Raw genomic sequence first — 26,379 nt, 5'->3', positions numbered from 1 at the left:
GTCGGGTTGAGGTCAAGGCGTGGAGGGTCCGACGCCGGGGGACTCGACCAGCCGGGACAGCACGATGGTGCTGCGGGACGAGGTGACGAAGGACTCGGCCCGCAGTCGCTCCAGCGCCTCCTCCAGGTGGGAGATGTCGGCGGCGCGCAGGTGCACCAGCGCGTCCGCCTCACCGGAGACGGTGTAGGCGCCGACCACCTCGGGGTGCCGGCGGGCGGCGGCGCCGATCTGCGCCGGGGTGGTCCGGCCGGCGCAGAACAGCTCGACGAACGCCTCGGTGGTCCACCCCACGGCGGCCGGGTCGACGACGGCGGTGAATCCGCGGATGACCCCGGCCGCGCGGAGCCGGTCGACGCGTCGCTTGACGGCGGGGGCGGAGAGTGACACCCGGGTGCCGATGTCCGCGTACGAGGCGCGGGCGTCCGCCACGAGCAACGCAATGATTCGCTGGTCGACCGCGTCTATCTGCAACGTTCCGCCTCTGGGAAGCAATGGTTGTGGCTGTTACCAAAGTTCTACCGTACCTACTCTTGGTGACCGTGAACCAGCAGCGAGTCTCGCGAAAGCGGACATATCTCATGTGCTCGCCCGAGCACTTCGCGGTCGAGTACGCGATCAACCCGTGGATGGACGTGACCACGGCGGTCGACGCCGACCTGGCGGTCAAGCAGTGGGACCGGCTGCGCGAGACGCTGGTCGGGCTCGGTCACGAGGTGCACCTGCTGACGCCGGAGGCCGGCCTGCCGGACATGGTCTTCGCGGCGAACGGGGCGTTCGTGGTCGACGGCACGGTCTACGGCGCCCAGTTCAAGCACGAGCAGCGGGCCGCCGAGGCCGCCGCGCACCGGGCGTTCTACGAGGAGCGGGGCTGGCGGTTCATCGCGCCGAGCGAGACCAACGAGGGCGAGGGCGACTTCGCGTACCTGCCGGAGGCGCACGGCGGGCTGGTCCTGGCCGGCCACGGCTTCCGGACCGAGCCGGCCGCGCACGCCGAGGCGCAGGAGGCGCTCGGCCGGCCGGTGGTCTCGCTGCGCCTGGTCGACCCGCGCTTCTACCACCTGGACGTGGCGCTCGCCTCGATCGACGACGAGAACATCGTCTACTACCCGGGGGCCTTCTCCGCGGCCAGCCAGCGGGTGCTGACCCAGCTGTTCCCCGACGCGGTCGTGGCGGACGACGAGGACGCCCTGGCGTTCGGCCTGAACCTGGTCAGCGACGGGCTCAACGTGGTGCTGAACAACGAGGCGACCCGGCTGGCCGGCAAGCTGAAGGCGGCCGGCTACCACCCGGTGCCGGTGGAACTGGCCGAGCTGAAGAAGGGCGGCGGCAGCGTGAAGTGCTGCATCGCCGAGCTGCGGCACTGACCTCCGCACGCACGAAGGGCGGCCTCCCCTGGGGGAGGCCGCCCTTTCTCGCGTGTCAGCCGAGCGTGGCCAGCTCGTTGATCACCACGTTGGAGAGCATCCGGCCGTCGAGCTGGACCTTGCGCAGGTACCACTTCTGCTGCGGCGTACGCGGCTGGTTGAACTGCCACGAGCCGCGCGGGCTGTCGACCTGGCCGATCTTGCCGAGCGCCAGGTTGACCTGCTGCGGGGACGGGTCCCTGCCGACCAGCCGGATCGCCTTGTCGAGGACCAGCGCGGCGTCGTACGAGGCCATCGCGTAGGTGGTCGGGGAGGCGTTGAACGTCTTGCGGTACGCGGAGGCGAACACCCGGTTGGCGGTGTTGTTCAGGTCGGCCGAGTAGTTCAGCGCGGTCTCGATGCCGAACTTCTCGATCAGCTGCCGGTCGCGGCCCTTCTCGCCGTCGTCGAGTTGGTCCAGGACGGTGCCCTCGGTCAGGAACCCGGGCGCGTAGATCGGCCCCCGGTAGCCCTCGTCGTAGAGCTGCTTGACGAACTGCACCGCCTGCGGGCCGGAGTAGTGGCAGAAGACCGCGTCCGGCTTGCGTTCCAGCGCCTTGCGGATCGGGCCGGAGTAGGCCCGCTTGCTCGGGGTGGCGTAGTCGGGCGTGTAGATCGGGTCCTCGGTGAGGCGGCGGCCCTGCTCGTAGCCGCGCCGGAAGCCGGCGACGACGTCCTGGCTGCCGGGGCCCTGGGTGCCGAAGATGGCGATCCGGCTGGACGCGTCCAGGTTCTGTCGCAGGTACTGCCCGAGCGCCACGCCCGGCTCGTCGAGTACGTAGGAGGTGCGCCAGATGTAGACGACGCCCTGCAACGTGGCGGGCGAGGCGTTGGAGCCGATGAGCGGCACCCGGGCCTGCTCGACGGTGTCCCTGATGCCGGTCATGACGACCGGGTCGACCACGCCGGTGAGCGCGAGCACGCCCTCCTTGAGCAGCCGGTCGACGGCGGCCTTGCCGGTCGCGGCGCTGTTGCCCTCCTCGGCCGGCACCAGCGTGACCGGGTGGCCGCCGAGCTGCTGGGAGTGCAGGCTGAGGAAGAGCTGGAAGCCGTTGGTGATCTCTTCGCCGATGACCTTGTTCGGGCCGCCGCCGGGCACGATCAGACCGATCTTGATCGGGCTGCCGGCCGGGGCCTGCTCCGTGGAGTCGTCACCGGAACCGCAGCCCGCCGCGAGCCCGGTGGTGCCCAGCGCGGCCAGCAGTTGCAGCGCCCGCCTGCGGTTCATCTGTGCCACCGAAATTCCTTCCCGACGGGGTGGCCATGATGCACACCCCTCCGGCGTTCTACCTGGTCGGCAACGCTGCGTCAATGCCCGCATGATCATTGTGAAGGGACCGCAACGCCGCGACCACCCGCGGCCACGCCGCGGAGTCCGGCGCGATCAACCCGAAATGTTCGCATTCCGGCAGCTCAACCAGCGCGGCGTCGCCTCCGGCGGCCCGGTCCGCAGCCACCCAGCCGCGGCTGATCGCGACCGGGACCTGACGGTCGAGAAGACCATGCATGACTACGGTGCGTGTTCGGATCGGCACCAACGCCGATGGATCCGCCTCGGCGTACCGATCCGGCACGTCGGCCGGGCCGCCGCCCAGCAGCGCGGCCACCGCCCCGGCGTCCAGGTCCAGTCGGTACGCCTCGGCGAGGTCCGCGACGGGTGCCAGCGCCAGCACGCCGCCGACCGTCTCCGGGGCGCGTCCGGCCACGTACAGCGCCAGGTGCCCACCGGCCGAGTGACCGACCAGGGTCGGCGGGCCGGGCGCCACCCGGCCGGGCAGCGCGGCGGCGGCCAGCGCCGGCAGGGCGGCGACCCCGATGCGCACGTCGGTGAGCGTGTGCGGCCAACCGCCGTCCGGCTGACCGGTCCGGCGGTATTCGATCTGGGCGACCGGATGGCCGAGCGCGGCCAGCGCCGCCGCCATCGGGCCGGTGTGGGCGCGGTCGTACCCGGCCCGCCAGAAGCCGCCGTGCACCACGACCACCAGCGGACGGGCAGGCCCGTCGCCGGCCGGTCGGCGCAGGTCGGCGCACTGGTCCGGGTGGTCGCCGTAGGCGACGGTCGCGTCCGGCGGGGGAGCCGGCCGGGTCAGCACGTCGCGCGGGTCGCTGGACATGCGGCGACGGTAGCCTGCCCCCGGTCCGGGCGCGTGCGCGTGGTCGGGGTGGGTAAAGATGGGTGCCATGACCGAAGCGCACTCCGCCGGACACGACGACGAACAGGGCAACGATGGCATCCCCGGCACCGTGGTGGTGGTCGGGCCGGACGGCCGCCCGGTCGGCACGGTGCAGACCGACGAGGGCAAGGGCGAGGACCCGACCCGTCTGGTCGAGCAGCCGGCCAAGGTGATGCGGATCGGCAGCATGATCAAGCAGCTGCTGGAGGAGGTGAAGGCCGCCCCGCTGGACGACGCCAGCCGGCACCGCATGCGGGAGATCCACGAGCGCTCGATCGTCGAGCTGAAGGAGGGTCTGGCCCCCGAGCTGCGCGAGGAGCTGGAGCGGATCTCGCTGCCGTTCACCGAGCAGCAGGCGCCCAGCGAGAGCGAGCTGCGCATCGCCCACGCCCAGCTGGTGGGCTGGCTGGAGGGGCTGTTCCACGGCATCCAGGCCGCGCTGGTGGCCCAGCAGATGGCCGCCCGGGTCCAGCTGGAGCAGATGCGGTCCGGCCGGCAGGCGCTGCCCAGCGGCCCGGGCGGGATGATCCCGGGCATGCCGGGGATGCCCGGGAACAACGAGGGCCACGCGCCCGGCCAGTACCTGTGACCCGTCGGCCGGGGCGCCTCGTGCGCCCCGGCCGGTCAGTCCACCCCGAAGACCTTTTCCAGGTACGCGGCGACGCCGTCCTCGGTGTTCGGCCCGGTGACCTCGTGTGCGATCTCCCGCACGGCCGGGTGGGCGTTGGCCACGGCCACGGCCCGGCCGGCCCAGGTCAGCATGGGCACGTCGTTGGGCATGTCGCCGAAGGCCAGCACGTCCCGCTCGTCGATGCCCAGGCGGGCCGCGTACCAGGCCAGGCCGGCCGCCTTGGTCACGCCGGCGGCGGAGATCTCGATCAGCCCGCTGTACGACGAGTGGGTCGCCTCGGCCAGCCCCTCCAGCGCGCCGGCCACCACCCGGACGAACAGGTCCGGGTCCTGCTCACCGGCGCGGACCAACAGCTTCACCGCCGGCGCGGCGAGCAGTTCCTCGGGCGACTCGACCGCCCGGATCGCCTCCGCGTCGGCGTCCCAGCGCAGCGGGTAGTGCGCCTCGTGCCGCATCTGCCGGCTGTCCACGATCTCCACCGCGAAGCTCACCCCGGGCACCTCGGCCCGGAGCCGCCGGGCCACCTCGGCCAGCAGCTCCGGGGCGAGCGGATCGGCGCGCAGCACCTCGTCCGCGACCGGGTCGTAGACCACCGCGCCGTTGGCGCAGATCGCCGGCAGCGGCGCGGCGAGCTGGTCGTACACGAGTTGGAGCCAGCGGATCGGACGGCCGGTGACCAGCACGACCGGCGTGCCCGCGGCGACGAGCCGGGCCAGCACCGCCGACGTGCGCGGGCTGAGCGTCCGGTCGTCGCGCAGCAGCGTGCCGTCGATGTCGGTCGCGACGAGCCGAGGTGGATCTCCCATCACCGGGAGAGTAGTCGGTCCAGGTAGACCGCGACGCCGTCGTCGTCGTTGCGCAGGGTGATCTCGTCGGCCGCGGCGCGCACGTCGGGGTGCGCGTTCGCCACCGCCACCCGGGCCCAGCCGGCCCAGCCGAACATCGGCAGGTCGTTGGGCTGGTCGCCGAAGACCAGCACGTCGGCGGGGTCCACCCCGAGCTGGTCGGCGATGACGCTCAGCCCGGTGGCCTTGTCCACGCCCGGCGGGCAGATCTCGACGAAGCCCAGCCCGGCCTGGGTGAGCGTGGCGACCTCCGGCGGGACGATCCGGCGGGCCGCCGCCAGCAGGTCGTCGACGTGGTGGTCGGCGGTCCGGGCGAACGCCTTGATCACGTCGCAGGAGAGGCACTCGGCGCGGCTGCGCGCCTCGAACCGGTCCGGGTAGGGCCAGCTCGGGTGGTAGTCGCCCCAGAGCGGCGCGTCGTGCTCGTCGGACGCCTCGACCATCACGGTCAGCGGCCCGACGGCGGCCTCCAGGTCGGTCAGGAGCTGGGCCAGCACCTCACCGCGCAGGCGCTCGTCCCGCAGCACCAGCGGCCCGGCCGGGTCGCTCTGGTCGACCACCCGGCCACCGCCGGCCATCACCAGGAAGTCGGCGGCGCGGATGTCGTTGCGGGTGAGCTCGGTCAGACGCGGTCCGCGCCCGGTCGCGCCGACCACCGGGATCCCGGCGGCGCGCACCCGGTCCAGCACCCCGTGGGTGTACGCGGAGACGGTGTCGTCGCTGCGGACGAGCGTGCCGTCGAGGTCGGTGGCGATCAGCTTGGGCAGGCCCGGGCGGGTCATGGTTCCTCCTTCGCCCGCCGCCGTCACGTCGGCCGCCAGGTCCTCGGTGCCGCGACCCTCGAACGGCGGGCAGCAACCGTATCTCGCGAAACGGGCGGCAACCACGGCTTTCCGGCGAATCGGCCGCCAATCCCCGGCGGCCGGTAGGTGGCCGCCCGGTGAGGGCCGGACCCGTCAGCGGGAGCGTTCGGGGCCGGCGAACGGCAGCGTCGGTTCCACGGTCAGGTCGGCGGGCGCCGGGGGTGCTTCGTCGTCGGCGGGCCGCCGCCGCCGGCCGGCCGGTGTTCCCGGCGGCTCGTCGGCCGGCGCCGCTCCGCCCTCCACCGGATCGGTACCCCGGTCGCCGGTCCGGCCGCTCAGGTGCAGCGCGGACGCCAGCAGCGCGACGGCGAGGAACGCGGTGACCAGACCCCGCCCGTGCTCCACCTGGAGGCTCTGCTCCGTCGGGAAGAAGAGGATGCGTCGGGCGAGTTGCTGGAGCGACGCGGCGGTCGCGACCAGCACGCCGAACAGCGGCGCCGCGAGACCGAGGCCGGCGATCCGGGCGTGCCGCCGGACCGGCGGGGCGCCACGCAGCGTCAACGCCAGCGCGACCGACAACCCGAGCAGACCCACCAGGTACGCCGTCCCGAAGGCGCCCGTCTCGGCGATGCCGTTGGCCAGTTGGGTCGGCGCGCCCTCCTCCCGCGAGTCGGCCGGGATGGCGATCACCACCCACTCGCCGATCAGCGAGGCGAGCGCGGCGACCGCGCCGAGCCCGACCAGCACCGGCGGCAGGCGGTGGTCACGGCCCAGGCCGGCCAACGACCGGCCGACCCGGCCGGGCGGGGCCTCGTCGGCGTCACCCCACTCCACGACGGTGGTGCCGTCGTGCCGGTCGTCCTGCCTGGGGATGGGGAGATCCTGCGACATCGGCCACCCTTCCCGTGCGCGGGCCTGCGTCGAATCATGGCACAGCCGGCACCCGGGCACCCGGACCGCGAGCCGCCGGACCGGTGCGGGGCGGCCCGCTTTCGGTTAGCGTCGGTGCCATGCCTATCCGTACCGCTTCCGCTCGTTGGCAGGGCAACCTGACCGAGGGGTCGGGCACCGTCCGCACCGGCAAGGGCGGCCTGTCCGGCAACTACTCCTTCAAGTCCCGCTTCGAGGAGGGCGAGGGCACCAACCCCGAGGAGCTGATCGGCGCCGCGCACGCCGGCTGCTTCTCGATGGCCCTCTCCAAGCAGCTCGCCGACGCGGGCGCCACCGACACGTCGGTGGAGACGACCGCCAAGGTGCACTTCGACAAGACCGACGCGGGCATGACCGTGACCCGCATCGACCTGGAGACCGTCGGCCAGGTTCCCGGCCTCGACGAGGCGGATTTCACCAAGCTGGCCGAGGCGGCCAAGGAGAACTGCCCGATCTCCCGGCTGCTCTCCCCGGGCGCGCAGATCACGCTGAACGCCCGTCTGGCCTGACACCACGTACGGACGGCGGGGGTGTCCTCCGGGGCGCCCCCGCCGCACCGCGTGCCGACCGCGAGGGAGTGACCGGGCCGCGTGGCCGTGGAGATGAGCCGGGACCGGTTCGAGGAACTGGTCGGCGAGGCGCTCGACGAGGTGCCCGAGGAACTGCTCGGGCTGATGAGCAACGTGGTCATCCTGGTCGAGGACGATCCACCCCCGGGCGAGGACCTGCTCGGTCTCTACGAGGGGCACGCGCTGACCGAGCGCGGCTGGGACTACTCCGGCGTGCTGCCCGACCGCATCCTGATCTACCGCAACCCGATCCTGGCGATCTGCGACACCGACGAGGACGTGGTCGACGAGGTCGCGGTGACCGTGGTGCACGAGATCGCCCACCACTTCGGCATCGACGACGAGCGCCTGCACGCCCTCGGCTGGGGCTGACCGGTCCCCGGCGCGTCCCCGCTCGGCTGATCCCGTCGGTTGCGCCGGTCCCCTAACCTCCGGATCAGGCACATCCCGATGCAGGAGGAAACCCCATGCGCAGCGCGCTGTTCTCCGCGGAGAACCTCGAGAAGGAGTCCCAGCAGCCGGGCATGCGGCTGCAGAACTCCAAGATGCTGAAGATCGAGCTGAACGGCGAGGCGATGGCCCGCGTCGGGTCGATGGTCGCGTACCAGGGCCAGGTGCAGTTCCAGGCGCTCGGCTCGGGCGGCATCGGCAAGTTCATCAAGCAGCGGCTCACCGGTGAGGGCGTCCCGCTGATGAAGCTCTCCGGGCGCGGCGACGTGTTCCTGGCCGAGCTGGCCAAGGACGTGCACATCATCGACCTGGAGCCCGGCGACGCGCTGTCCATCAACGGCTCCAGCGTGCTCGCCTTCGACTCCACCCTCCAGTACGACATCAAGATGGTCGGCGGCGCCGGGATGGCATCCTCGTCCGGCCTGTTCAACTGCGTCTTCAGCGGGCACGGCCGGATCGCGATCACCACCAAGGGCACTCCGGTGGTGCTCAACGTGGACGCGCCGACGTACGTCGACCCGCAGGCGGCGGTCTGCTGGTCGGCCAACCTCCAGACCGGCTACCACCGGGCCGAGCAGCTCGGCCTCGGCACGCTGCTCGGGCGCAGCACCGGCGAGGCGTTCACGATGAGCTTCGCCGGGCAGGGCTTCGTGGTGGTGCAGCCGTCGGAGGAGCCGCCGGTGGCCGGCAGTGGCGCCCAGCAGCAGCAGGGTGGCCTGCTCGGCGGCCTGCTGCAGTGACCGGCCGCGCTGGGTGCGCCCTGGGGAGCACCCGGCGCGGTCTCAGTTCAGCTCGCCGGCGCGCAGCCGGGCCAGCCAGGCCGCGGCGTCGGCGTAGTCGGCGTCGGAGAGGCCGGCCGGCGCGGGCGTCGGCCGGTCGGCCGCCGCCGTGCCCCAGCGGTGCCGGGGGTACGACCCGAGGAAGCGCACGTCGGCGCAGACCCGGCGAAGCCCGCGGAGCGCCTCGCCGAGGCGTACGTCGGCGACGTGCCCGGTGCAGTCGAGGAAGAACACGTAGCGGCCGAGCGCCTCGCCGGTCGGGCGGGACTCGATCCGGGTCAGGTTGACCCCGCGCACGGCCAGTTCCATGAGCACCCCGAGCAGCGCGCCCACCCGGTCGTGCGCGATGTAGACCGCCAGCGAGGTGAGGTCGTCGCCGGTGGGCGGCGGGGGCGGCCCGGGGCGGGAGACCAGCGCGAACCGGGTCACCGCGTCCGGATGGTCGGCGATCTTGTCGGCGAGGACGCTGAGCCGGTGCCGGGCGGCGCCGATGGGGGCGCAGATCGCGGCGTCGTACTCGCCGCTCGCCGCGCCGGCCGCGGCGGCGCCGTTGGAGAGCACGTCGACCACGGTGGCGTCGGGCAGGTGGTCGCGGAGCCAGCCCCGGCACTGGGTGGACGCCTGCGGGTGGGCCGCCACGCTGCGCACGTCGGCCGGCGTGACGCCGGGTCGGCCGGCGAGGACGAACTCCACCGGTAGGACCACCTCGCGGGTGATCACCAGCGGGTCCCCCTCGGCCAGCTCGTCGAGCGTGACGCCGACCGCGCCGCCGATCGAGTTCTCCAGCGGCACGAGGGCGGCGTCCGCCTCCCCGGCCCGTACGGCGTCCAGCGCCTCGCCGACGCTGCGGGCCGGTGTCCGGTCCCCCCGCTCGGCGGCGGGCACGGTGCGCAGCGCCTGCTCGGCGAAGGTGCCCTCGGGGCCCAGGTAGACGAAGCGGGTCGGCGGTGTTCCCGGCATGGCGACCAGCCTACGCACCCGGGGCGCCGTCGCAGGCCAGGGTGCGGATGCCGGGCGGACCGGCGGCGCGCACCTCGACGCCGCACACGTCGGTCCCGGCGGTGACCAGGGTGGGTGCGCCGGACGGGCCGCGCGTGACCACCTGGAGTTCCTCGTGCCCGGTGACCGCAAGGACGGTGTAGTGCCAGCCCTGCGCGCAGAGCGGTCCGGTGCGGACGGTGACCTTCACGTCCCGGGGCAGCACCCCGGCGGAACCGCGCAGCAGCGCCACTATCCGGTCGCCGGACGGCTTGCCCCGGCAGGGTGTGGCAGCCGGATCGGGGGTCCGGGTGGTGGGCGGCGGCGCGGCCGGGGTGACCGGTGGGATCGGCGGCGCGCTCGCGGTGGGGGTGGCGGACGCCGAGGCGCGGGGGCCGGCGGTGGCGACGGGCTCACGCAGCTCGGGCGGGGTGCCGCACGCGGTGAGCGCGAGCAGGGCGAGCAGCGTCACCGGGGCGGACCGGCGGCGGGGTGCGGTGCGGGGCACTGGGCAGTCCTCGACATCGAGGGGCGTCGACGCGGCCCGAGGGCCGAGCCCATCGTAGGAGGATCATCCGCCGGGGTGAAGCCCGGTGGTCAGACCACCGAGAAGAACGTGAGGGACCCGGCCACCGAGGCGCCGGTCAGCACCGGTGTGGAGATCGCGTCGACCGTGGTGCCGGCGTCGGAGCCGGGCCGGCGGACCCGGAGCAGCCCGCGGGCGAGGCGGCCGGAGTGCAGCGCGAGCAGCGGCGGGATCTTGTCGGTCTCCTGCTCGGTGAGCTCGCTCGGGCTGGCGGTGAAGTCGACCAGGCGCAGGCCGCCCTCCAGCAGCGGCAGGCCGATCACGTCCTCCGGCGCGCCCAGGCAGAGCAGGTCGCAGCCGGACGAGGAGATCGCCACCACGCAGGTGTCGGCGTCGATCAGCAGGCACGGCTCGGCGGCCCGGGAGACGGTGCCGGACCACTGCCCGACGTTGTCGGACCCCTGCTCGGCCGGTGCCTCCCCGAACACTTCCGAGAGTGAGAGCTCGACGTGGGCCACCGCGCCTCCTATGTACACCGACGGTCTGTCCACGCTAGCCGGTCGGCACGGCGGCCTTCCGGCCGCGCTGCGCTGCCGGTCGCCGGTGCCACCCGTGGTTCGGACGGCTCGGGGACCGGGGGACAGGCGTCGGTGCGACGGGAACCCCGGGGCCGGGCGGCCGGCGACGACGCGGACCGACGGAACCGGTCGGGGCGGAGCCGTGGACCGCGTGGCGTCGTCGGAGACGTTACCGGCGGGCGGCCCGCTTGTCAGCGGCCGTTCGGCCCTCGTCATACCACCGGTAGTCGGCGGATGGACGGTACGTGCCGTTGAGCCACGTCGACGGCGCCTGGGCGACCCGGGACAACTTCTCGGCGGTGGCCGGGCTGATCCGGTTGCCGGCGGCCACGAGCAGCCGGTCCAGCTCCCGGTGGGTGGCCATGAGGCAGTCCTTCGGCAGGCCGTAGACGCTGATCACCCCGGAGCCGACGAATGTCAGCACCGGGGTGACCGGGATCGGCAGGCCGACCGCGTCGGAGAGCGCCTTGCTGGCCCGCTTGGCGTCGCGGCGCGCCTCCGCCACATAGGGCGGACGCTTGCCGTTGATCTGCACCACGTCGCCGGCGACGAGGACGCGGGCCCGGCCGTGGTCGGCGATGGTGACCGCGAAGAGCCCGCTCGGCCCGATCGCGAGGAACCCGGCCCGGTCGTCGTGGCCGTGGTCGAAGAGGGCGTCGGCGGGATCCGTCCGGGGCCACTCGATCACGTGCCACGCGGGGCCGAGGTGGTCGAGCTGCCCCAGGGCACGGGCCCCGGCCGCTTCCAACCGGCGGGCGCCCCGCTCGGCCCGACGGCGGCGCGCCCACTCCAGGGGAGTGGGTCGGGCCGGCTCGAGCACCGACGTGGCCTCGACCCGGGGATGCGGCACCGAGCGGGGCGGCAGTGCCCGGCTCGGTACGGCTCGACGAGCGGGAAAGACAGTCATCGCGACCTCCGGCAAAAGGTCTCTCGAAGTTATGTCTCCACTACCCTACGTTGAACCCCGGGGGGCTCGGCAAGTTGGAGCGCCGGAGTGAGTGCGGATGAATGCCATATTCATTCACACTTCTTTTCCGGATGGTGCGGAAGCCTGCCCTACGCTGCGAGGGTGACCCACTACGTGGACAGCGAAGTGGCCCGACTCGGCACGGTGCTGCTGCACCGCCCGGGACCGGAACTCGCCCGCCTCACCCCACGCAACAACGACAGCCTTCTGTTCGACGCTATCCCATGGGTGGGACGGGCGCAGGAGGAGCACGACGCCTTCGCGGCCGCCCTGCGCTCGCGCGGGGTGGAGGTGCTCTACCTGGCCGACCTGCTCGCCGAGACCCTCGCCGTGCCGGACGCCCGGGCCGAGCTGACCGAGCAGGTGCTGCGGTCCCGCCGGCTCGGCGACACCCTCCGCCGCCGGGTCGCCGACCACCTGGCCTACCTCGATCCGGCCGCCCTGGCCGACGTCTTCGTCGCCGGGCTCGCCCACGAGGAGCTGCGCGTCGGCGCCGACCGGCCCGGCGGTCTGGTCTGGACGCTGATGGACCGGCACGACTTCGTCATCGACCCGCTGCCGAACCTGTTGTTCACCCGCGACTCGTCGGTGTGGATCGGCGACCGGGTCGGGGTCACCAGCCTGGCCATGCCGGCGCGTCGGCGGGAGACCACGCTGACCGACGCGATCTACCGCCACCACCCGCGCTTCGTCGGCACCGAGTTCGTCTACCACCCGCGTCTGGAGCACCTGGAGGGCGGCGACGTGCTGCTGCTCGCCCCGGGCGTGCTCGCCGTCGGCGTCGGCGAGCGCACCACCCCGGCCGGCGCGGAGCGGCTGGCCCGGCAGGTGTTCGCCGCCGGGCTGGCGCACACCATCCTGGTGGTGCCGATCGCCCAGGAACGCGCCACCATGCACCTGGACACGGTCTGCACGATGGTCGACGTCGACGCGGTGCTGATGTATCCGAACATCGCCAGCGAGCTGTCCGCGTACACGGTCATCGCCGGCGCGGACGGCGACGAGCCGCGGGTCGACGGGCCGGCGCCGTTCCTGCGGGCCGCCGCCGACGCGATGGACCTGGACCAGCTCCGGGTGATCGACACCGGCCTGGACCCGGTCACCGCCGAGCGCGAACAGTGGGACGACGGCAACAACACGCTCGCGCTCGCGCCGCGCCTCTGCGTGGGCTACGAACGCAACGTGGAGACGAACGCGCAGCTGGAACGGGCCGGCATCGAGGTGATCGCCATCGCCGGCTCGGAGCTGGGCTCCGGCCGGGGCGGCCCCCGTTGCATGTCCTGCCCGCTGGTACGCGAGCCGCTGCGCGGGTGAGACCGGCCCGGCCGGAGCCGCTCAGCGCAGGGTCAACTGGCGACCGAGCAGGCCCTGCCGGGCGCGGCGCCCGGCCGCGTCCAGCGGCTCCCGCTCCGCCACCGCCTCGGCGTAGCGCTTGGCGAACTCGGCGACCGGCGCCTCCCACTCGGCGGCCGGGGTCTCCTCCGGCAGGTCCCAGACCGGCACCAGCCGGCCGTGCGCCCGGAACATGCCGGCGAACCGGGTGTCGTCGCCCAGCCGCAGCGAGCCGGCCGCGGACAGTCGGGACAGCGCGTCCAGCGCGGTGTCCTCATCCTCCGGCAGCACCCAGCGCACGTGTGCCTTCTCGGTGACCTGGCACCAGTACGCGGCCCGGGCCGCCGCCAGCTTGACCGTCGGGTAGATCGCCGCGTTGGCCCGCTCCAGCGACGCCTGCACGTTCGGGTCGTCGGCGGCACCCGGGTCCAGCCAGAACTCGAACCCGTCGTGCATGCTGATCTCCAGCGGGCCGTCCACCAGGACGTCCTGGAGGCGGGGGCCCGGCCCGGGCAGCGGCGGCACGCTCACCTGGCCGCCCGGCTCGGTGCGCAGCGCGCTGAGCAGCGCGTCGGCCAGGTCCCGGGAGACGTCGCCGGACTGCTGGTGCCGCTGCAGGCCGATGAAGACCCGCCCGTCCGGCTTGGTCATCGCCGGCGCGGCCATCGGCAGGACGGTGGCCAGGGTGACCGGGCGGTCGCCGTACTCCCCGACCAGCTCAGGGGTCAGCCGCAGCGGCGCGGACGCGGCCGGCACCAGCTCGCGGAGGGCGATCCACTCCGGCTCGTCGGCCAGACCCTCGAACGGTCGGGGCACGAAGACGTCGCGCACCTTCTCCCGCTTCGGGGTGGCATCTGCGGCCCGTTGGCTCTTTCGACGCTTGCTCACGGCCCCACAGCCTAGATGCCGATCCGGACCCGCCGGGGGCGGACCCGCGGGCCCGGCCGGCTCAGCCGGCGGCGACCAGGTCCGGTCGGTGCGATCCGGCCGGGTCGAACTCCGCCCAGACGCTCTGACCGAGGCCGTCCCGGTCGACGCCCCACCGGCTGGAGAGCCCGGAGACGATGTGCAGACCCCGCCCGTCGACCGCGTCCGGGGACGCGATCCGCATCCGCGGGCCGGCGCCGGAGTCGCCGTCGGTCACCCGGAGCTGGACGCTCGGCCCCCGCTCGGTCGTCCGCAGCCGCCAGGCCACCCGCACCACCCCGCCGGGCAGCGGGTCGGCGTGCCGGACCGCGTTGCCGACCAGCTCGGCGAGGACCGCCACCAGGTCGGCCAGCAGGGCCGCGGGGACGAGGCCGGTCAGCTCGTCGGCGAGCCGGTGCCGGGCCAGGCGCGCACCGGTCGCGTGGTGGGGCACCACCACGCACCACGATCGTTCGGCCGAACCCGTCGACACGTCGTTCCTTCCACCCCCGTGGGCGCCCGGGTCAACCCCGGGGCAGCCGCACCTCCGCGACCGTACCTCCACCGGCCCTGGGTCGGAGGGATACCCATCCATTCTGCTGTTCAACGATCTGGCGGACGAGATAGAGCCCCAACCCGGCCCCCGGATAGCGCCGACGGTCGCCGGACTCTCCCTGCCAGAACCGGTCGAAGGCGCGTTCCACGTGCTCCGGTCGGATGCCGATGCCGCGGTCGGCGACCCGGAACGACACGGTCCGTTCGTTCGCCTCGGCCCGGATCTCGATCGGGGTGTCCGGCAGCGAGTACTTGCCCGCGTTGGTGCCCAGCTCGGTGAGCACGGTGGTCAGGCTGTGCCGGTCGCCGAGGGCCTTCGGCAGGTCGGCCGGCAGGTCGAGCACGACCCGGTGCCGGATGTCCGCCGGCAGGTCGGCGACCGCCGCCCGCAGCGCGTCGACCAGGTCGAACGGGGCGGTCGGCTCACCGCCGGAGCGGTGTTCGGTGGCGGCGGTCAGCAGCCTGTCGACCAGCCGGGCCAGCTCGTTGGCACGCTGCCCGATGATCCGGGCGGCCTGCCGTCGGTCGTCGTCGCTGAGCGACTCCCAGTGGTCGGTGAGCGTGTCCGCGTACCCCTTGATCACGGTGACCGGGGTACGCAGCTCGTGACTGGTCACCGCGACGAACAGGTCGCGGTCGTGGTCGCGCCGCTGCTGGTCGGTGATGTCGCGGAAGGTGACCACCCGCAGCGCGGTCGGGCCGGGCAGCTCGCCCGAGGTGATCCGCAGCCAGCGCCCGTCCACCATCCGGTGGTCCAGCACCTGGCCGGGCGGGGGCAGCGGGAACGGCAGCGGCCGGCTCAGCGCCTCGTCCGCCGGCCGGCCGGTCACCTGGGCTGCCGCCGGGTTCCAGAGCCGGACGCGGTGGTCGCGGTCGACCACCGCCAGGCCGTCCGCGAGCGCCGCCACGACCGGGCCGTCGCCGTGCACCGGCAGGCCGGTCTGGTCGCCGTACATGTGCGCGATGCAGGCGGCGACGTAGCCGACGACGGCGCGCTGCGAGGCGTCCAGCGGCTCGCCCGCCGGGTAGAGGGCGTGCAGGCTGCCGACGGTCAGCCCGCCGATCTCCGCGCGCGCCACGATCATCCGGCTCAGACCCCGGCCGGCCACCTCGTCGGCGAGCGCGCCGGGGATCGCGTCCACCCGGACCTCCCGCACCGGTGGGCCGGCCAGGAGGCAGACGGTGGCCGGGTCGGTGGCCGGCAGCGGGCGGCCGATCACGAACTCGGCGCTGCCGGTAGCGGCGATCACCCGACCGCCGGCCGGGGTGAACTCCACGAAGACCAGGCCCGCCGCGCCGATCGCGGGTTCGACCTCACGGAGCAGGCTGGTGAGCACGGCGAGGCCGGACTCGCCCGAGTTGATCATCTTGATCACGGACGTGTGACCGGCGATGAGGGCGGGGTAGTCGGTTCGCTCCGGCATGTCCCGAGTGTGCCGCGCCGTCCGCGCCGTGGACACCCCCGCCCGGGCGACCGTCCGCCGGACGGATCGACGAGGCTCACCGGCCCAACCGGGCCAGGGTACGGGCGGGCCGGTCGGTGATCACCCCGTCCACCCCGGCGGCGAGCACGAGTTCCAGGTCCTCCGGCTCGTTCACGGTCCAGACGTAGACCGAGTTCCCGGCCGCCCGCAGCGCCGGGACGAGCTGCGGGCGGGCCCGCACCAGCTCCACCCCCGGCCCGGCGATCCGGCTGCCGAAGGGCAGCCGGCCCAGCCGCAGCCAGCGCGGCAGCACCTCCAGCAGCAGCACCGTGGGCAGCGCCGGTGCGAGTTCCCGGATCCGCCGAACGGCCAACGGGGAGAACGACATCACGGTCACCTGGACCGGGTCGTCCGGGCCGGGCTCGGTGAGGCCGTGCCGGCGCAGCAGGGCGACCAGGCGACGCTCGACGTCGCCCCGGTGACGCGACGGGTGCTTGGTCTCGATCAGCATCCGGACCGGTCGCCCGGCGGACAGCACGGCGTCGAGCAGCCGTTCCAGCGTGAGCAGCCGGGTGTGCGACTCGTCGAGCGGCGCGGCGCCCTCGGCCACCGCCGCGGCGGGGTGCCAGGAGCCGAAGTCCAGCGCCTCCAGCTCGGCGAGCGTACGCGCGCTGACCAGTCCACTGCCGTTGCTGGTCCGGTCCAGCCGGCGGTCGTGCACGCAGACCAGGTGACCGTCGCGGGTCAGCCGGACGTCGCACTCCAGCCCGTCCGCACCCTCGTCGAGCGCCCGCAGGTAGGCGGCGAGGGTGTGTTCCGGCAGGTCGTGCGAGGAGCCGCGATGGGCGAAGACCAGGGGGGCGGTCATGGCCGGGAGGTGCCTCAGGCGACCCGGCCCGGCTGCCCGTCGTCGGTGACCACCGGGCGGCCGGCGGCGGCCCAGTCACCCATTCCGCCCTCGACGTTGCGGACCTGGTCCCAGCCGTTGCGGAGCAGGTAGCCGACGACCTGGCCGGAGCGCCCGCCGGAGCGGCAGATCACCGCCACCTCACGGTCGTCGGGGATCTCGGCGAGCCGGGCCGGCAGCTCGGTCATCGGCAGGTGATGGGCGGCCGGCGCGTGACCGGCGGCCCACTCGTCGTCCTCACGGACGTCGAGCAGGTAGACGTCGTCGGGCACGGCCGACGCGGGGACGCTGGGAAGCTGGGCTCCGAACACGATTGCCAAGCCTAGCCGCCCGGACCGGTCAGAGCCGGGTGACCCAGCGGGAGTTGGCGCCGGCCCACTCCGGCACCCGCCGGTCGCGCAGCGCGGTGAAGAGCCCGTCGCCGCCGTTGTCCAGCACCACGTACGAGACCTGGTCGATGGTCTGCGGGTAGGAGGGGACCCGGACGCCGCGCAGGGCGTCCGCGGGCAGGCCGCGGAGCGCGAACAGCAGTTCGTCCAGGGGTACGCCGTTGGTGTCCACGGTCAGCGCCCCGCCGACGGCGCGCAGCACCCGGTCCAGTTTCACCGGGTCGGTGCGCAGGTGCGTCTCGCCGGCCCGGTCGAGCACGGCCCGCAACATCTGCTGCTGGTGCCGTTGCCGGTCGAAGTCGCCCCCGGGCAGGTCGTAGCGCTGCCGGACGTAGTCCAGCGTCCGGGCCCCGTCCATCCGCTGGCAGCCGACGTCGAACCGGGTCTTCGTGTGGATCGAGCGGACCGGCGTGTCCACGCACATGGTGATGCCGCCGAGTTGGTCGATCACCTGCTTGAAGCCGGAGAAGTCGATCAGCGCGGCGCCGTCGAAGCGGATCCCGGTGAGCCGGGTGAGGGTGGCGCTGAGCAGGCGGGCCCCGCCCTCGCCCCCGCCGCCGTGCTCGTACGCGGCGTTGACCTTGTCCTGGCCGCCCGGGAAGCCGGGCGCGGCCGGGACCGCCACCAGCAGGTCGCGCGGGACGGAGATCAGGTACGCCTGCCGCATCCCGGCCGGCACGTGCACGATCAGGATGCTGTCCGAGCGCTGGTCCTCCGGGTTGGCGCCGGGGCGGTGGTCGGAGCCGATCAGCAGGTAGTTGAGCGCCCCGTCCAGGTCCGTCCGCTTCTTGCGGGCGGTCGGGTCGAGCAACTGTTCCTTGGCCACCGTGCGGTCGTAGCGGTGGGTGAGCCAGTTCAGCCCGGCCACGCCGAGCGCGGCGAGCAGGACCAGGGCGAGCCCGGCGCCGAGCAGGAACCGGGGCCAGCGGGCCGGTCGGGCCGGCCCGCGTCGGTTCCGTGCTGGCCTGGACGTGACGATCCCCCCGTGGTCGCGACATGAGACCCGCTCACGTCAGGCTACGGGGGGATCGGCCGGCGGATGCCGGCTTCGGTCATTTACGGGTGGAGAGAACGGTCGGGTTGGCCACGATGAAGTCGGCCAGCTTGTCGTTCTTGACCGCCTGGAACATCTCCATGGTCGTGGCGTTGAACGTCTCCCGGCCGTTGCCGTTGCCGGCGAACGTCCCGCCGTTGGTGCGCAGCGTGACCAGGTCGTTACCGCTGAGGTTCTTGAGCGTGAAGATGAAGTCGGCGATCGGCACGCCGCCGGTGTCCAGGACGAACGCCTTGCCGGCCGCCTTCATCAGCGAGTTCAGCTTGATCGGGTTGGTCAGCATGCCGCCCTCGGTGGCCTTCTTGGCCATCGCCTTGATCAGCTGCTGCTGGTTCTGCTGCCGGTCGTAGTCGCTGTTCGGCAGGCCGTAACGCTGGCGGGAGTAGTCGAGCGCCTCCCAGCCCTCCATCTCCCGGCAGCCCTTCTTGTGCACCACGGGCTTGTAGGGCTTGCCGGTCTTCTTCGCGTCCGCGTTCCACATCGGCTTGCCCTCGACCATCGACATGTGGTGGGAGGGAACCTCGTGGCTGACGCAGATCCGCACGGTGCCGAGCGCGTCGATGACGTTCTTGAACCCGCCGAAGTTGATGATCGCGGCGCCGTCGAAGCTGATCCCGGTCATGCCCTTGATGGTCTTGGCCATCAGCTGGGCACCGCCCTCCCAGCCGCCGCCGTTCTGCGCGCCGTGGAAGAAGGCGGCATTGATCTTGTCGGTGCCGCCCTTGTAGCCGCTGTCCTTGAACGCCGGAATGCGCGCCTCGGTGTCCCGCGGGATCGAGATGAGGTATGCCTGGTCGTGGCTGGCCGGGATGTGCAGGATGATGATCGTGTCCGACCGCACGTCGTCGGCCGCCCAGCGCGCCCGGGCGTCGACGCCGAGCAGCAGCATGTCGATCGGGCCCTCCAGGCTGCTGCCGCCCTCGGCCTCGCTCTTGCCCGCCTCGCCGAGCAGGTTGCGCTGGGCGATGTTGTTGGTCGCCTGACCGATCACCGCCTTGCTGCCGACGATCGCGATCCCGCTGGTCACCATCAGGACGGCGCCGAGAACCAGGGTGAGTTTGGCCCAGAGCGGGTCCCGGCGCTTGGTGCGCTTCTTCTTCCCGCCACCGGGTCCACGGCCACCGGGGCCGGGCTGGGTGGGGATGATCGGGGGGACCCGCCCGGATGATCCGGGCTCCAGTGAGTGCGGGCGGCGGCTGGTCTGGACCGACATGCGTGCTCCAGCTCGATGATCGGGGGCGGGACCACTGTACGTATCTGTTGCCGTTCTCGCGACCTCCTGAGGCGGCTATTCCCGTCAATACCGGCCGATCTCCCCGAGTTGTGGCCGAACGGGCGAGGGAGAGCGACCGGACGACGGTTGGCCGGTGTGGCGCCCGCAGTGGGGTCAGTCGCCCGCGCTCTTCTGGTTGGCCCGCATCCACTCGGCCATCTTGTCCCCGACGATCGCCTGGTACATCGCCAGCGCCTTCTCCCGGTCGGAGACCACCACCGACTGGCCGTCGATGGTCTGCCCGCCCAGGTTGGGGCTGGTGACGAACGTCAGGTTCTCGCCGCGCAGACTGCGGAACTGCACCGCCATGTCGGTCAACGAGAACCCCTGGTCGACCGTGACGGCGGCGGTGACCGCCTTGAGGAAGTCGTTCAGCTTCTTCGGGTTGCTCAGCGTCCCGGTGCTCGCCGCCTTGTCCATCAGCGCCTTGAGGAACTCCTGCTGGTGGCGCATCCGGGCGAAGTCGCCGTCGGGGAACTGCTTGCGCTGCCGGACCCAGTCCAGCGCCTCGGCGCCGTTCATGTGGTTCACGCCCTTGGTGAACGTCCGGTACGGCTTGTGGATCGAGGTGATCGTCCGCTCCACCTTGAGGTCGACCCCGCCCAGGGCGTCCGTGACGTCCTTGAAACCGGCGAAGTCGATCGCCATGACGTGGTCGATCCGTACGTCGGTGAAGCACTCCACGGTCTTCACCGCGAGCGGGAGGCCGCCGAACGCGAACGCCGCGTTGATCTTGTTGCGCGAGCCGGAGTCGCAGGTCGCGCCCGCGTTCTCCGGGATCGGCACGTACAGGTCGCGCGGGATGGAGACCAGGTAGGCGCTCTTGTGGTCGGCCGGGATGTGCATGACGATCACGGTGTCCGCGCGCCACTTGCCGGCGCCGTCGACCGGGGCGTCCGGGTCCCGGGAGTCGCTGCCCACGAGCAGGATGTTCAGCGCGCCGTCGACCTGCTTCGCCGGCCGCCCGCCGGTGATCTCGGAGAACGGGTCGGTGCGGGCCAGGTCGCCGTCGAGGTTGCGGGCGTAGAGCCAGGCGCCGACGCCGCCGAGCAGCGCCAGCACGAGCACCGCGATGCCGGCGACCAGGCCGATCCGGCCCCAACGCGGGCGGGGGCCGCGCCGACCCGGTCCGCCCGGGCCGCCACCGGATCCGCCGGGCCCGGTCGGTCCCACCGGGCCGCCGGGGCCGCCCGAGCGGGGCGCCTCGTCGGCCGAGGGGTACCAGCGGGCATCCGTGGCGCGGGCGCGCGCGGTGGCGCCCCGGCCGGAGCCGGGAACCTGGGCGCGGCCCGCTCCGCGGTTCAGGGGACGCGGGAACGGAGCGCCGGCAGACGAGGTCGCTGACATGTAACCGAGGGTAGGTCGGCCGGGCCACCGTCGCCCTCAGGCGCGCACCGGTGTCAGCCGGCTGCCAGCCGGGTTCAGTACCCTAGCCGCCCGCGGAAGTACTCGATCGTGCGTCGGAGGCCGTCTTCGGGCGTCACGGTCGGCTCGTATCCCAGCAGCTCCCGGGCGAGCGTCAGATCAGGGCGGCGCATCTCCGGGTCGTCCGAGGCTCGAGTGATGTAGCTCACCTCCGACGTGCTTCCGGTGAGTGACACGATCGTCTCGGCCAGTTGTCGCATCGACATCTCGTGCTCGGTGCCGCAGTTGATCGGGCCGGTCTGCGTCGAGTCGAGCAGCAGCAGGATGCCGCGCACCAGATCGTCGACGTAACAGATCGAGCGGGTCTGGTCACCGGTGCCGTGCACGGTGATCGGCTCGCCGCGCAGCGCCTGGGAGATGAAGGTCGGGATGGCGCGGCCGTCGTCCGGGCGCATCCGCGGGCCGTACGTGTTGAAGATCCGCACGATCGCGGTGTCGGTGCCCCGGCTGCGGTGGTAGGCCATGGTGGCCGCCTCCGAGAAGCGCTTCGCCTCGTCGTAGACGCTCCGGATGCCGATCGGGTTGACGTTGCCCCAGTACGTCTCGCGCTGCGGGTGCTCCTTCGGGTCCCCGTACGCCTCGGAGGTGGAGGCCATCAGGAACCGGGCGCCGTCGGCGGTGGCCCGCTCCAGCAGTGCCAGCGTGGCCACCGAGCCGACCCGCAGGATCTCCACCGGCAGCTTCTCGAAGTCGGTGGGGCTGGCCGGCGACGCCATGTGCAGGATCGCGTCGAACCGCTCGGCCACCGCCGGGTGGTCGGTCGGCAGGCCGTCCGAGATGTCCGCCTCGACCAGCGTGAAGGTCGGCTCCTCCAGCAGGTGGACCAGGTTGTCCTTGGAGCCGGTGACGAAGTTGTCCAGCACCACCACCGTGCAGCCGCGCTCGACGAGCCGGTCGACCAGGTGGGACGGGACGAAACCGGCGCCGCCGGTGACGAGGATGCGGTGTCCGGCACCGAAGCGGGGAGCGACGTTCATGCCGGCCAGCCTATACAGGTGAGGAGGGGCCCCCGCCCATGACGGGGGCCCCTCCTGTCCATCGTGTCGATCAGTGCGCGCCGGCGCCGGTCAGCGAGCGCACCTCCAGTTCGGCGTACTTGTCGTCGTCGCTCTCCTTGGACAGGATCGTGCCGAGCCAGCCGCACAGGAAGCCGATCGGGATCGAGATGATGCCCGGGTTCGACAGCGGGAACCAGTGCCAGTCGTGGTCCGGGAACATCGCCGTCGGCGCCCCGGAGACGACCGGGGAGAAGAACACCAGCAGCACCGCGGAGACGAGGCCGCCGTAGATCGCCCAGACCGCGCCCGAGGTGTTGAACCGCTTCCAGAACAGGCTGTAGAGGATCGCCGGCAGGTTGCCGGAGGCGGCGACCGCGAACGCGAGCGCGACCAGGAACGCCACGTTCAGGCTCTGCGCGAAGATCGACAGGACGATCGAGACCGCGCCGATCACCAGGGCGGAGACCCGGGCGACGGTCACCTCCTGCCGCTCCGACGCCTGCCCGTTCTTGATGACGTTGGCGTAGAAGTCGTGCGCCAGGCTGGACGACGACGCCAGGGTCAGTCCGGCGACCACGGCGAGGATCGTGGCGAACGCGACCGCCGCGATGATCGCCAGCAGTGTCGCGCCGCCCAGGCTCCCGCCGAGGAAGTCCACGCCCAGCGCCTCGGCGAGCTGCGGCGCGGCCGTGTTGCCGGCCTTGTCCTGCGCGGTGATCGCCTGGCCGCCGACGATGGCCGCCGCGCCGAAGCCGAGGGCCAGCGTGAGCAGATAGAAGCTGCCGATGATGCCGATCGCCCAGAGCACGCTCTTGCGGGCCGCCCGCGCCGTCGGCACGGTGTAGAAGCGGATCAGGATGTGCGGCAGGCCGGCCGTGCCGAGCACCAGCGCGATGCCCAGCGAGAGCAGGTCCATCTTGCTGTAGAACGTCTTCAGCGCGTCGCCGGGTGTCTCCACGCCGTAGCGCAACCCGGGTTCGAGGAAGGCCGCTCCCTTGCCCGAGGCGTCGGCCGCGTCGCCGAGCAGCGAGGACAGGTTGAACTTGTACTTGGCGAGCACCAGCAGGGTCATCACCAGCGCGCCGCTCATCAGCAGGAACGCCTTGACGATCTGCACGTAGGTGGTGCCCTTCATGCCACCCACGGTGACGTAGATGATCATCAGGGCGCCGACCAGGATGATGGTGGCGACCTTCGCGGTGTCCGCGTCCATGCCGAGGAACGTGGTGCCGGGCTTGATGCCGAGCAGCAGGGCCACCAGTGCGCCGGCGCCGACCATCTGGGCCAGCAGGTAGAAGATCGACACGGTGATGGTGGAGACCGCCGCCGCGGTCCGGACCGGCCGTTGCCGCATCCGGAACGCCAGGACGTCCGCCATCGTGTACCGGCCGGAGTTGCGCAGCAGCTCGGCCACGAGCAGCAGCGCCACCAGCCAGGCGACCAGGAAGCCGATCGAGTAGAGGAAGCCGTCGTACCCGTAGAGGGCGATGATGCCGGCGATGCCCAGGAAGGACGCCGCCGACATGTAGTCGCCACCGATCGCCATGCCGTTCTGGAAACCGGAGAAGGACCGGCCGCCGGCGTAGAAGTCGGTGGCGGTCTTGGTCTGCCGGCTGGCCCAGACGGTGATCGCGAGCGTGATCGCCACGAACACCAGGAACAGCGTGATGGTGAGGTTCCGGGCGGTGGTGCTGCCCGCCTCAGCCGCGAGGACCGTGTTCATGGGTCACCTCCCCCATCTCGGCCCGGATCCGGTCGGCGACCGGGTCGATTCGCCGGTTGGCGAACCGCGAGTAGAGCCAGGCGATGACGAACGTCGAGACGAACTGGAGCAGGCCGAAGACGAGGGCGACGTTGATGTTGCCGATCACCTTCGTCCCCATGAATCCCCGCGCGTACGCGGAGAGGATGACGTAGAGCGCGTACCACAGGAAGAACGCGACGGTCATCGGGAAGATGAAGCCGCGCAGCGCGCGCCGCAACCCGGCGAACTCGTCCGACCGTTGGACGGCGAGATACCGGTCCGCCGTCGACTCGGAGGGTGCGGACGCGGGTGTGTCCGTGGACATCTGTGGATCACCACCTTCGCAGGCGTGGGGAATTTCCGCGCACGCTAGAGAGCGCGCTCCCCGCCCCGGAAGGCCCGGCCGAGAGGCGGCAGACCCCTGCGCCGAACGGCACCCCCACTGCGCCGAGTGACCCACGTCACTCCGCTAACCGGTCCGCCCTCTCCGCGTCGATCATGAAGTTGACGGCAGTGGGCGTACGATTTGTCACCGCCAACCTCATGATCGACGGGTCAGTCGGTCAGCTCGCGGTAGCGGCCTCGGTAGTGCAGCAGGGGCGGGGTGTCCTGGGGGAGGTCGACCGCCTCGATGGTGGCCTCGACCAGGAGGCCCCAGCCGTACTCCCGGGCGGTGTCGAGCCGGCACCCGGCCCAGCCGCCGGCGTCCGCCGGCACCGGCCCGTACGGCGTCTCGGTCCACGCGTCGAGTGCGAACAGCCCGCCGGGCGACGGGAACAGGCCGGCGAACCGGTCGGCGAGCTGCCGGTGGTGCGGGCCCAGCGGCGTGACCGCGAACCGTCCGGCCTCCTCGACCGCCGCCCACAGGTCCGACTCCGGGTCGACCAGGCCGAGCAGCTTGTCCGGCTCCCCCTCGGCCACCAGCGTGGACGAGACGGTCAGCCCGGCCGGGCCGGGCGCGGTCCAGAGCGTCACCGGGGCGGCCAGCCGGCCGCGCAGCCGGCGTACCGGCGAGCGCTGCCCGGCCGGCACCGCGAACGGATCGGTGTGGTGGATCTCGGCACCCGGCTCATGATTCACGTGAAACATTGTGCCGCCCCGGACCCGGGCCCAGCCGAGGAAGCGCCGGTGCAGGTCGGTGGCATCGGTGAGCTGCGCATTCGCCTCCGCGAGCAACCCGCCGAGGTGGAACAACAGGCCGGTCCGGTCGCCCCGGAACTCGACGAGCAGCCCGAGTCGGGCCGGCTGGCAGGGCCAGGGCGCCCCGCACGCCCGGCACCGCCACGCCGGCCGCATCGGCAGGTGTGCCCGCCCCGCCCAGATCTTGGAAGCTCCGGGCCCCTCCAGGGGCCCTTTCCTTCCAAGGTCTCCGCGTTCGTTCGGCATGCCTCCACCCTGGACTCGGCCGTGTGGGCGGGGGAGGATTCCAGGGCTTACTACGCAGCGCGGTCACGTACTTACCGGAGAGGTAAGGATGAACATCGAGGTGTGGATCCGGGCGTTGAAGGCCGCCCGGGCCGGCGCGGACGTCTCCCAGGAGGCGCTGGCGGCCAGCATCCGCTGGAGTCCGTCGACGGTCGCCGCGATCGAGACCGGCCGCCGCCGACCGACCATGGAGTTCGCGGTCGCCGCCGACCAGGCCCTCTCCACCGGCGGCCTCCTCGCGCAACTGCTCAAGGCCGCCGATCAGGAGCGCGGTCCGTCGTGGTTCGTGCCGTGGCGGGGATACGAGCAGCAGGCGGTCAGGCTGCGCGCGTTCGAGGCGTGCCTGGTTCCGGGTCTGCTCCAGACCGAGGAATACGCCCGCGCCGTGGTCTCCACCGGCGGTCTGCACCCACCGGCCGTGATCGAGGAGTTGGTGGCCCTGCGGATGGAACGGCAGCGACTGCTGCACCGGGACGCACCGCCGCACTGCGTCTTTCTCTTGGACGAGACTGCGGTCCGGAGGCCGGTCGGTGGACCGGCGGTACTCGACCGACAGCTCGCCCGGTTGCTGGAACTCGCCGAGCTTCCGGCTGTGCGACTTCACGTCGTGCCGCTGGCGGTCGGGGAGCACGCCGGCCTCGGTGGCGGTTTCGTGCTGGCCGAGTTGGCGGACTCCGAGCGGGTGCTCTACCTGGAGAATGCCGCGCGGGGACACGTGGTCGACGACCCGGAGACAATCGGCTTGATCGAGCGGAAGTGGGATAGCCTCCTCGGCGAATCGCTGTCCACAGGAGCATCCCTGGATCTGGTCCGGAAGTTGAAGGTGACGCCATGACCTCCGACGAGCCCTGCTGGCGCACGTCGTCCCGATCGACCGACTCGGGCGGCAACTGTGTCGAGGTGGCGGACAACGTTCCCGGTGTGGTGCTGGTCCGGGACAGCAAGGACCCCTCCGGCCCGACCCTCACCCTCACCGCCGACACCTGGCGATCCCTGGTCGCGCACCTGCGGCGGGCGAGGCTGGACTGATCGGCCTACCCTGCCGGCATGGCTCTCGTCCCACCGCAGAAGCTCGCCCAGGACCGGGTGGTCACCGCCGACGCCGTCCTCGGCGGGCAGGTCGACCTGCGCGCCTACCCGTACAAGCACCTGATGGTCATCGCCCGGCACAGGTGGGGCAGCAGCGGGTTCCCGCCGCTCATGGAGGCGGTCGAGCACTTGTCGAACTACGGCTGGGAACTGGTCAACGTGCTCAGCGTCGGCGACGGCCACCACGTCTACGCGGCCGTGCGCCGCACCACGTGAAGATCGCTC

The 26,379-nt window shown here is 72.5% G+C and carries 31 protein-coding genes; 9 read left to right on the top strand and 22 right to left on the bottom strand.

The annotated features are described in order from the left end of the window. Nucleotides 1-12: 12 nt before the first annotated feature. Nucleotides 13-471, bottom strand: a complete 459-nt coding sequence (locus O7600_RS18215; protein ID WP_099163234.1) for an Lrp/AsnC family transcriptional regulator — start codon at nucleotides 469-471, stop codon at nucleotides 13-15. A 59-nt stretch (nucleotides 472-530) separates the two neighbouring features. On the opposite strand from O7600_RS18215, the gene ddaH reads away from it, so the two are divergent. After that, nucleotides 531-1,364: a dimethylargininase gene (gene ddaH / locus O7600_RS18210; RefSeq protein WP_172967886.1), complete on the top strand. Its 834-nt coding sequence runs from the start codon at nucleotides 531-533 to the stop codon at nucleotides 1,362-1,364. 55 nt (nucleotides 1,365-1,419) lie between these two features. On the opposite strand, the gene O7600_RS18205 is transcribed toward ddaH, so the two are convergent. Together O7600_RS18205 and O7600_RS18200 are read right to left on the bottom strand one after the other, a co-directional pair. Further along, nucleotides 1,420-2,640 carry an ABC transporter substrate-binding protein gene (locus O7600_RS18205; protein ID WP_281588935.1) on the bottom strand — a complete coding sequence of 407 codons (1,221 nt, stop codon included), beginning with the start codon at nucleotides 2,638-2,640 and terminating at the stop codon, nucleotides 1,420-1,422. 49 nt (nucleotides 2,641-2,689) lie between these two features. Next, nucleotides 2,690-3,517: an alpha/beta hydrolase gene (locus O7600_RS18200; RefSeq protein WP_281588933.1), complete on the bottom strand. Its 828-nt coding sequence runs from the start codon at nucleotides 3,515-3,517 to the stop codon at nucleotides 2,690-2,692. Between the two features lie 58 nt (nucleotides 3,518-3,575). On the opposite strand from O7600_RS18200, the gene O7600_RS18195 reads away from it, so the two are divergent. Continuing rightward, the gene (locus O7600_RS18195) at nucleotides 3,576-4,166 is read left to right on the top strand and encodes a bacterial proteasome activator family protein (RefSeq protein WP_099163237.1); all 591 of its coding nucleotides are present in this window, start codon (nucleotides 3,576-3,578) and stop codon (nucleotides 4,164-4,166) included. A 35-nt stretch (nucleotides 4,167-4,201) separates the two neighbouring features. Here the strand turns inward: O7600_RS18195 and O7600_RS18190 are convergent, their stop codons facing one another. The 3 genes from O7600_RS18190 to O7600_RS18180 all read right to left on the bottom strand — a co-directional run bounded on the left by O7600_RS18190 (nucleotide 4,202) and on the right by O7600_RS18180 (nucleotide 6,747). Continuing rightward, on the bottom strand, nucleotides 4,202-5,014 hold the full coding sequence (locus O7600_RS18190; protein ID WP_281588930.1) for an HAD family hydrolase: 813 nt from the start codon (nucleotides 5,012-5,014) through the stop codon (nucleotides 4,202-4,204). Further along, nucleotides 5,014-5,835, bottom strand: a complete 822-nt coding sequence (locus O7600_RS18185; protein ID WP_091567909.1) for an HAD family hydrolase — start codon at nucleotides 5,833-5,835, stop codon at nucleotides 5,014-5,016. The genes O7600_RS18190 and O7600_RS18185 overlap by 1 nt, the downstream gene beginning before the upstream one ends. A gap of 174 nt (nucleotides 5,836-6,009) precedes the next feature. Next, the gene (locus O7600_RS18180) at nucleotides 6,010-6,747 is read right to left on the bottom strand and encodes a hypothetical protein (protein WP_281588927.1); all 738 of its coding nucleotides are present in this window, start codon (nucleotides 6,745-6,747) and stop codon (nucleotides 6,010-6,012) included. Nucleotides 6,748-6,866: 119 nt separating this feature from the next. On the opposite strand from O7600_RS18180, the gene O7600_RS18175 reads away from it, so the two are divergent. From O7600_RS18175 to O7600_RS18165, 3 genes are all read left to right on the top strand, one after another. Next, complete coding sequence (locus tag O7600_RS18175; protein ID WP_281588925.1) at nucleotides 6,867-7,295, top strand: OsmC family protein; 429 nt, start codon at nucleotides 6,867-6,869, stop codon at nucleotides 7,293-7,295. Nucleotides 7,296-7,382: 87 nt separating this feature from the next. Beyond that, a complete protein-coding gene (locus O7600_RS18170; protein WP_172968049.1) occupies nucleotides 7,383-7,727 on the top strand; it encodes a metallopeptidase family protein in 345 nt (114 codons plus the stop codon). 95 nt (nucleotides 7,728-7,822) lie between these two features. Further along, on the top strand, nucleotides 7,823-8,545 hold the full coding sequence (locus tag O7600_RS18165) for an AIM24 family protein (RefSeq protein WP_281588923.1): 723 nt from the start codon (nucleotides 7,823-7,825) through the stop codon (nucleotides 8,543-8,545). 42 nt (nucleotides 8,546-8,587) lie between these two features. Here O7600_RS18165 and pheA read toward each other — a convergent pair whose 3' ends face one another. From pheA to O7600_RS18145, 4 genes are all read right to left on the bottom strand, one after another. After that, nucleotides 8,588-9,544 carry a prephenate dehydratase gene (pheA, locus tag O7600_RS18160; protein WP_281588921.1) on the bottom strand — a complete coding sequence of 319 codons (957 nt, stop codon included), beginning with the start codon at nucleotides 9,542-9,544 and terminating at the stop codon, nucleotides 8,588-8,590. Between the two features lie 10 nt (nucleotides 9,545-9,554). Beyond that, the gene (locus O7600_RS18155) at nucleotides 9,555-10,070 is read right to left on the bottom strand and encodes a hypothetical protein (protein WP_281588919.1); all 516 of its coding nucleotides are present in this window, start codon (nucleotides 10,068-10,070) and stop codon (nucleotides 9,555-9,557) included. Between the two features lie 89 nt (nucleotides 10,071-10,159). Continuing rightward, complete coding sequence (locus O7600_RS18150; protein WP_281588917.1) at nucleotides 10,160-10,606, bottom strand: hypothetical protein; 447 nt, start codon at nucleotides 10,604-10,606, stop codon at nucleotides 10,160-10,162. A 229-nt stretch (nucleotides 10,607-10,835) separates the two neighbouring features. Further along, nucleotides 10,836-11,573, bottom strand: coding sequence for a hypothetical protein (locus O7600_RS18145; RefSeq protein ID WP_091567941.1), 738 nt, complete (start codon nucleotides 11,571-11,573; stop codon nucleotides 10,836-10,838). Between the two features lie 162 nt (nucleotides 11,574-11,735). On the opposite strand from O7600_RS18145, the gene O7600_RS18140 reads away from it, so the two are divergent. Next, a complete protein-coding gene (locus O7600_RS18140; protein ID WP_091567945.1) occupies nucleotides 11,736-12,947 on the top strand; it encodes an arginine deiminase in 1,212 nt (403 codons plus the stop codon). Between the two features lie 21 nt (nucleotides 12,948-12,968). On the opposite strand, the gene O7600_RS18135 is transcribed toward O7600_RS18140, so the two are convergent. The 12 genes from O7600_RS18135 to O7600_RS18080 form a co-directional block, all read right to left on the bottom strand. Continuing rightward, nucleotides 12,969-13,853 carry a DUF5926 family protein gene (locus O7600_RS18135; protein WP_281588913.1) on the bottom strand — a complete coding sequence of 295 codons (885 nt, stop codon included), beginning with the start codon at nucleotides 13,851-13,853 and terminating at the stop codon, nucleotides 12,969-12,971. Nucleotides 13,854-13,914: 61 nt separating this feature from the next. Continuing rightward, nucleotides 13,915-14,331: an ATP-binding protein gene (locus O7600_RS18130; protein ID WP_281588911.1), complete on the bottom strand. Its 417-nt coding sequence runs from the start codon at nucleotides 14,329-14,331 to the stop codon at nucleotides 13,915-13,917. A 64-nt stretch (nucleotides 14,332-14,395) separates the two neighbouring features. Continuing rightward, nucleotides 14,396-15,850, bottom strand: a complete 1,455-nt coding sequence (locus tag O7600_RS18125) for an ATP-binding protein (RefSeq protein ID WP_281588909.1) — start codon at nucleotides 15,848-15,850, stop codon at nucleotides 14,396-14,398. A gap of 76 nt (nucleotides 15,851-15,926) precedes the next feature. Beyond that, nucleotides 15,927-16,718 (bottom strand): glycerophosphodiester phosphodiesterase family protein, encoded by a 792-nt coding sequence (locus O7600_RS18120; protein WP_281588907.1) that lies wholly within the window; start codon nucleotides 16,716-16,718, stop codon nucleotides 15,927-15,929. 14 nt (nucleotides 16,719-16,732) lie between these two features. Beyond that, on the bottom strand, nucleotides 16,733-17,068 hold the full coding sequence (locus O7600_RS18115; RefSeq protein ID WP_091567965.1) for a rhodanese-like domain-containing protein: 336 nt from the start codon (nucleotides 17,066-17,068) through the stop codon (nucleotides 16,733-16,735). Nucleotides 17,069-17,096: 28 nt separating this feature from the next. Beyond that, entirely contained in the window at nucleotides 17,097-18,014 is a 918-nt protein-coding gene (locus O7600_RS18110) for an LCP family protein (RefSeq protein WP_281588904.1), read from the bottom strand. A gap of 184 nt (nucleotides 18,015-18,198) precedes the next feature. Beyond that, entirely contained in the window at nucleotides 18,199-19,413 is a 1,215-nt protein-coding gene (locus O7600_RS18105) for an LCP family protein (protein ID WP_281588902.1), read from the bottom strand. A 174-nt stretch (nucleotides 19,414-19,587) separates the two neighbouring features. Next, a complete protein-coding gene (locus tag O7600_RS18100) occupies nucleotides 19,588-20,820 on the bottom strand; it encodes an LCP family protein (RefSeq protein WP_281588900.1) in 1,233 nt (410 codons plus the stop codon). A 74-nt stretch (nucleotides 20,821-20,894) separates the two neighbouring features. Further along, nucleotides 20,895-21,875 (bottom strand): NAD-dependent epimerase/dehydratase family protein, encoded by a 981-nt coding sequence (locus O7600_RS18095; RefSeq protein WP_281588898.1) that lies wholly within the window; start codon nucleotides 21,873-21,875, stop codon nucleotides 20,895-20,897. Between the two features lie 70 nt (nucleotides 21,876-21,945). Continuing rightward, the gene (locus tag O7600_RS18090) at nucleotides 21,946-23,619 is read right to left on the bottom strand and encodes a cation acetate symporter (protein WP_098747521.1); all 1,674 of its coding nucleotides are present in this window, start codon (nucleotides 23,617-23,619) and stop codon (nucleotides 21,946-21,948) included. Beyond that, the gene (locus O7600_RS18085) at nucleotides 23,597-23,965 is read right to left on the bottom strand and encodes a DUF485 domain-containing protein (RefSeq protein ID WP_174527607.1); all 369 of its coding nucleotides are present in this window, start codon (nucleotides 23,963-23,965) and stop codon (nucleotides 23,597-23,599) included. The genes O7600_RS18090 and O7600_RS18085 overlap by 23 nt, the downstream gene beginning before the upstream one ends. A gap of 230 nt (nucleotides 23,966-24,195) precedes the next feature. Further along, nucleotides 24,196-24,936, bottom strand: coding sequence for a flavin reductase family protein (locus O7600_RS18080; protein WP_281588894.1), 741 nt, complete (start codon nucleotides 24,934-24,936; stop codon nucleotides 24,196-24,198). 178 nt (nucleotides 24,937-25,114) lie between these two features. On the opposite strand from O7600_RS18080, the gene O7600_RS18075 reads away from it, so the two are divergent. Genes O7600_RS18075 through O7600_RS18065 form a run of 3 tightly spaced genes read left to right on the top strand, consistent with a single transcriptional unit; the run spans nucleotide 25,115 to nucleotide 26,370 of the window. After that, a complete protein-coding gene (locus O7600_RS18075; RefSeq protein WP_281588892.1) occupies nucleotides 25,115-25,900 on the top strand; it encodes a helix-turn-helix transcriptional regulator in 786 nt (261 codons plus the stop codon). Next, nucleotides 25,897-26,094, top strand: coding sequence for a DUF397 domain-containing protein (locus O7600_RS18070; protein ID WP_281588890.1), 198 nt, complete (start codon nucleotides 25,897-25,899; stop codon nucleotides 26,092-26,094). The genes O7600_RS18075 and O7600_RS18070 overlap by 4 nt, the downstream gene beginning before the upstream one ends. 18 nt (nucleotides 26,095-26,112) lie before the next feature. Beyond that, nucleotides 26,113-26,370, top strand: a complete 258-nt coding sequence (locus O7600_RS18065) for a hypothetical protein (RefSeq protein WP_281588888.1) — start codon at nucleotides 26,113-26,115, stop codon at nucleotides 26,368-26,370. Nucleotides 26,371-26,379 lie beyond the last annotated feature (9 nt).

Source organism: Micromonospora sp. WMMA1998, assembly GCF_027497375.1.
GTDB classification, from domain to species: domain Bacteria; phylum Actinomycetota; class Actinomycetes; order Mycobacteriales; family Micromonosporaceae; genus Micromonospora; species Micromonospora sediminicola.
The sequence above is the reverse complement of the archived record's forward strand: the minus strand, read 5'-3'. Positions and strand labels throughout refer to the sequence as shown.

Bases quoted from the DNA above. Each gene is read 5' to 3' on its own strand.
- O7600_RS18200 (WP_281588933.1), bottom strand. From the start codon at position 3,517: ATGTCCAGCGACCCGCGCGACGTGCTGACCCGGCCGGCTCCCCCGCCG.
- O7600_RS18195 (WP_099163237.1), top strand. From the start codon at position 3,576: ATGGGTGCCATGACCGAAGCGCACTCCGCCGGACACGACGACGAACAG.
- O7600_RS18190 (WP_281588930.1), bottom strand. From the start codon at position 5,014: ATGGGAGATCCACCTCGGCTCGTCGCGACCGACATCGACGGCACGCTG.
- O7600_RS18185 (WP_091567909.1), bottom strand. From the start codon at position 5,835: ATGACCCGCCCGGGCCTGCCCAAGCTGATCGCCACCGACCTCGACGGC.
- O7600_RS18180 (WP_281588927.1), bottom strand. From the start codon at position 6,747: ATGTCGCAGGATCTCCCCATCCCCAGGCAGGACGACCGGCACGACGGC.
- O7600_RS18175 (WP_281588925.1), top strand. From the start codon at position 6,867: ATGCCTATCCGTACCGCTTCCGCTCGTTGGCAGGGCAACCTGACCGAG.
- O7600_RS18165 (WP_281588923.1), top strand. From the start codon at position 7,823: ATGCGCAGCGCGCTGTTCTCCGCGGAGAACCTCGAGAAGGAGTCCCAG.
- pheA (WP_281588921.1), bottom strand. From the start codon at position 9,544: ATGCCGGGAACACCGCCGACCCGCTTCGTCTACCTGGGCCCCGAGGGC.
- O7600_RS18145 (WP_091567941.1), bottom strand. From the start codon at position 11,573: ATGACTGTCTTTCCCGCTCGTCGAGCCGTACCGAGCCGGGCACTGCCG.
- O7600_RS18125 (WP_281588909.1), bottom strand. From the start codon at position 15,850: ATGCCGGAGCGAACCGACTACCCCGCCCTCATCGCCGGTCACACGTCC.
- O7600_RS18120 (WP_281588907.1), bottom strand. From the start codon at position 16,718: ATGACCGCCCCCCTGGTCTTCGCCCATCGCGGCTCCTCGCACGACCTG.
- O7600_RS18105 (WP_281588902.1), bottom strand. From the start codon at position 19,413: ATGTCGGTCCAGACCAGCCGCCGCCCGCACTCACTGGAGCCCGGATCA.
- O7600_RS18100 (WP_281588900.1), bottom strand. From the start codon at position 20,820: ATGTCAGCGACCTCGTCTGCCGGCGCTCCGTTCCCGCGTCCCCTGAAC.
- O7600_RS18095 (WP_281588898.1), bottom strand. From the start codon at position 21,875: ATGAACGTCGCTCCCCGCTTCGGTGCCGGACACCGCATCCTCGTCACC.
- O7600_RS18090 (WP_098747521.1), bottom strand. From the start codon at position 23,619: ATGAACACGGTCCTCGCGGCTGAGGCGGGCAGCACCACCGCCCGGAAC.
- O7600_RS18085 (WP_174527607.1), bottom strand. From the start codon at position 23,965: ATGTCCACGGACACACCCGCGTCCGCACCCTCCGAGTCGACGGCGGAC.
- O7600_RS18080 (WP_281588894.1), bottom strand. From the start codon at position 24,936: ATGCGGCCGGCGTGGCGGTGCCGGGCGTGCGGGGCGCCCTGGCCCTGC.
- O7600_RS18075 (WP_281588892.1), top strand. From the start codon at position 25,115: ATGAACATCGAGGTGTGGATCCGGGCGTTGAAGGCCGCCCGGGCCGGC.
- O7600_RS18070 (WP_281588890.1), top strand. From the start codon at position 25,897: ATGACCTCCGACGAGCCCTGCTGGCGCACGTCGTCCCGATCGACCGAC.
- O7600_RS18065 (WP_281588888.1), top strand. From the start codon at position 26,113: ATGGCTCTCGTCCCACCGCAGAAGCTCGCCCAGGACCGGGTGGTCACC.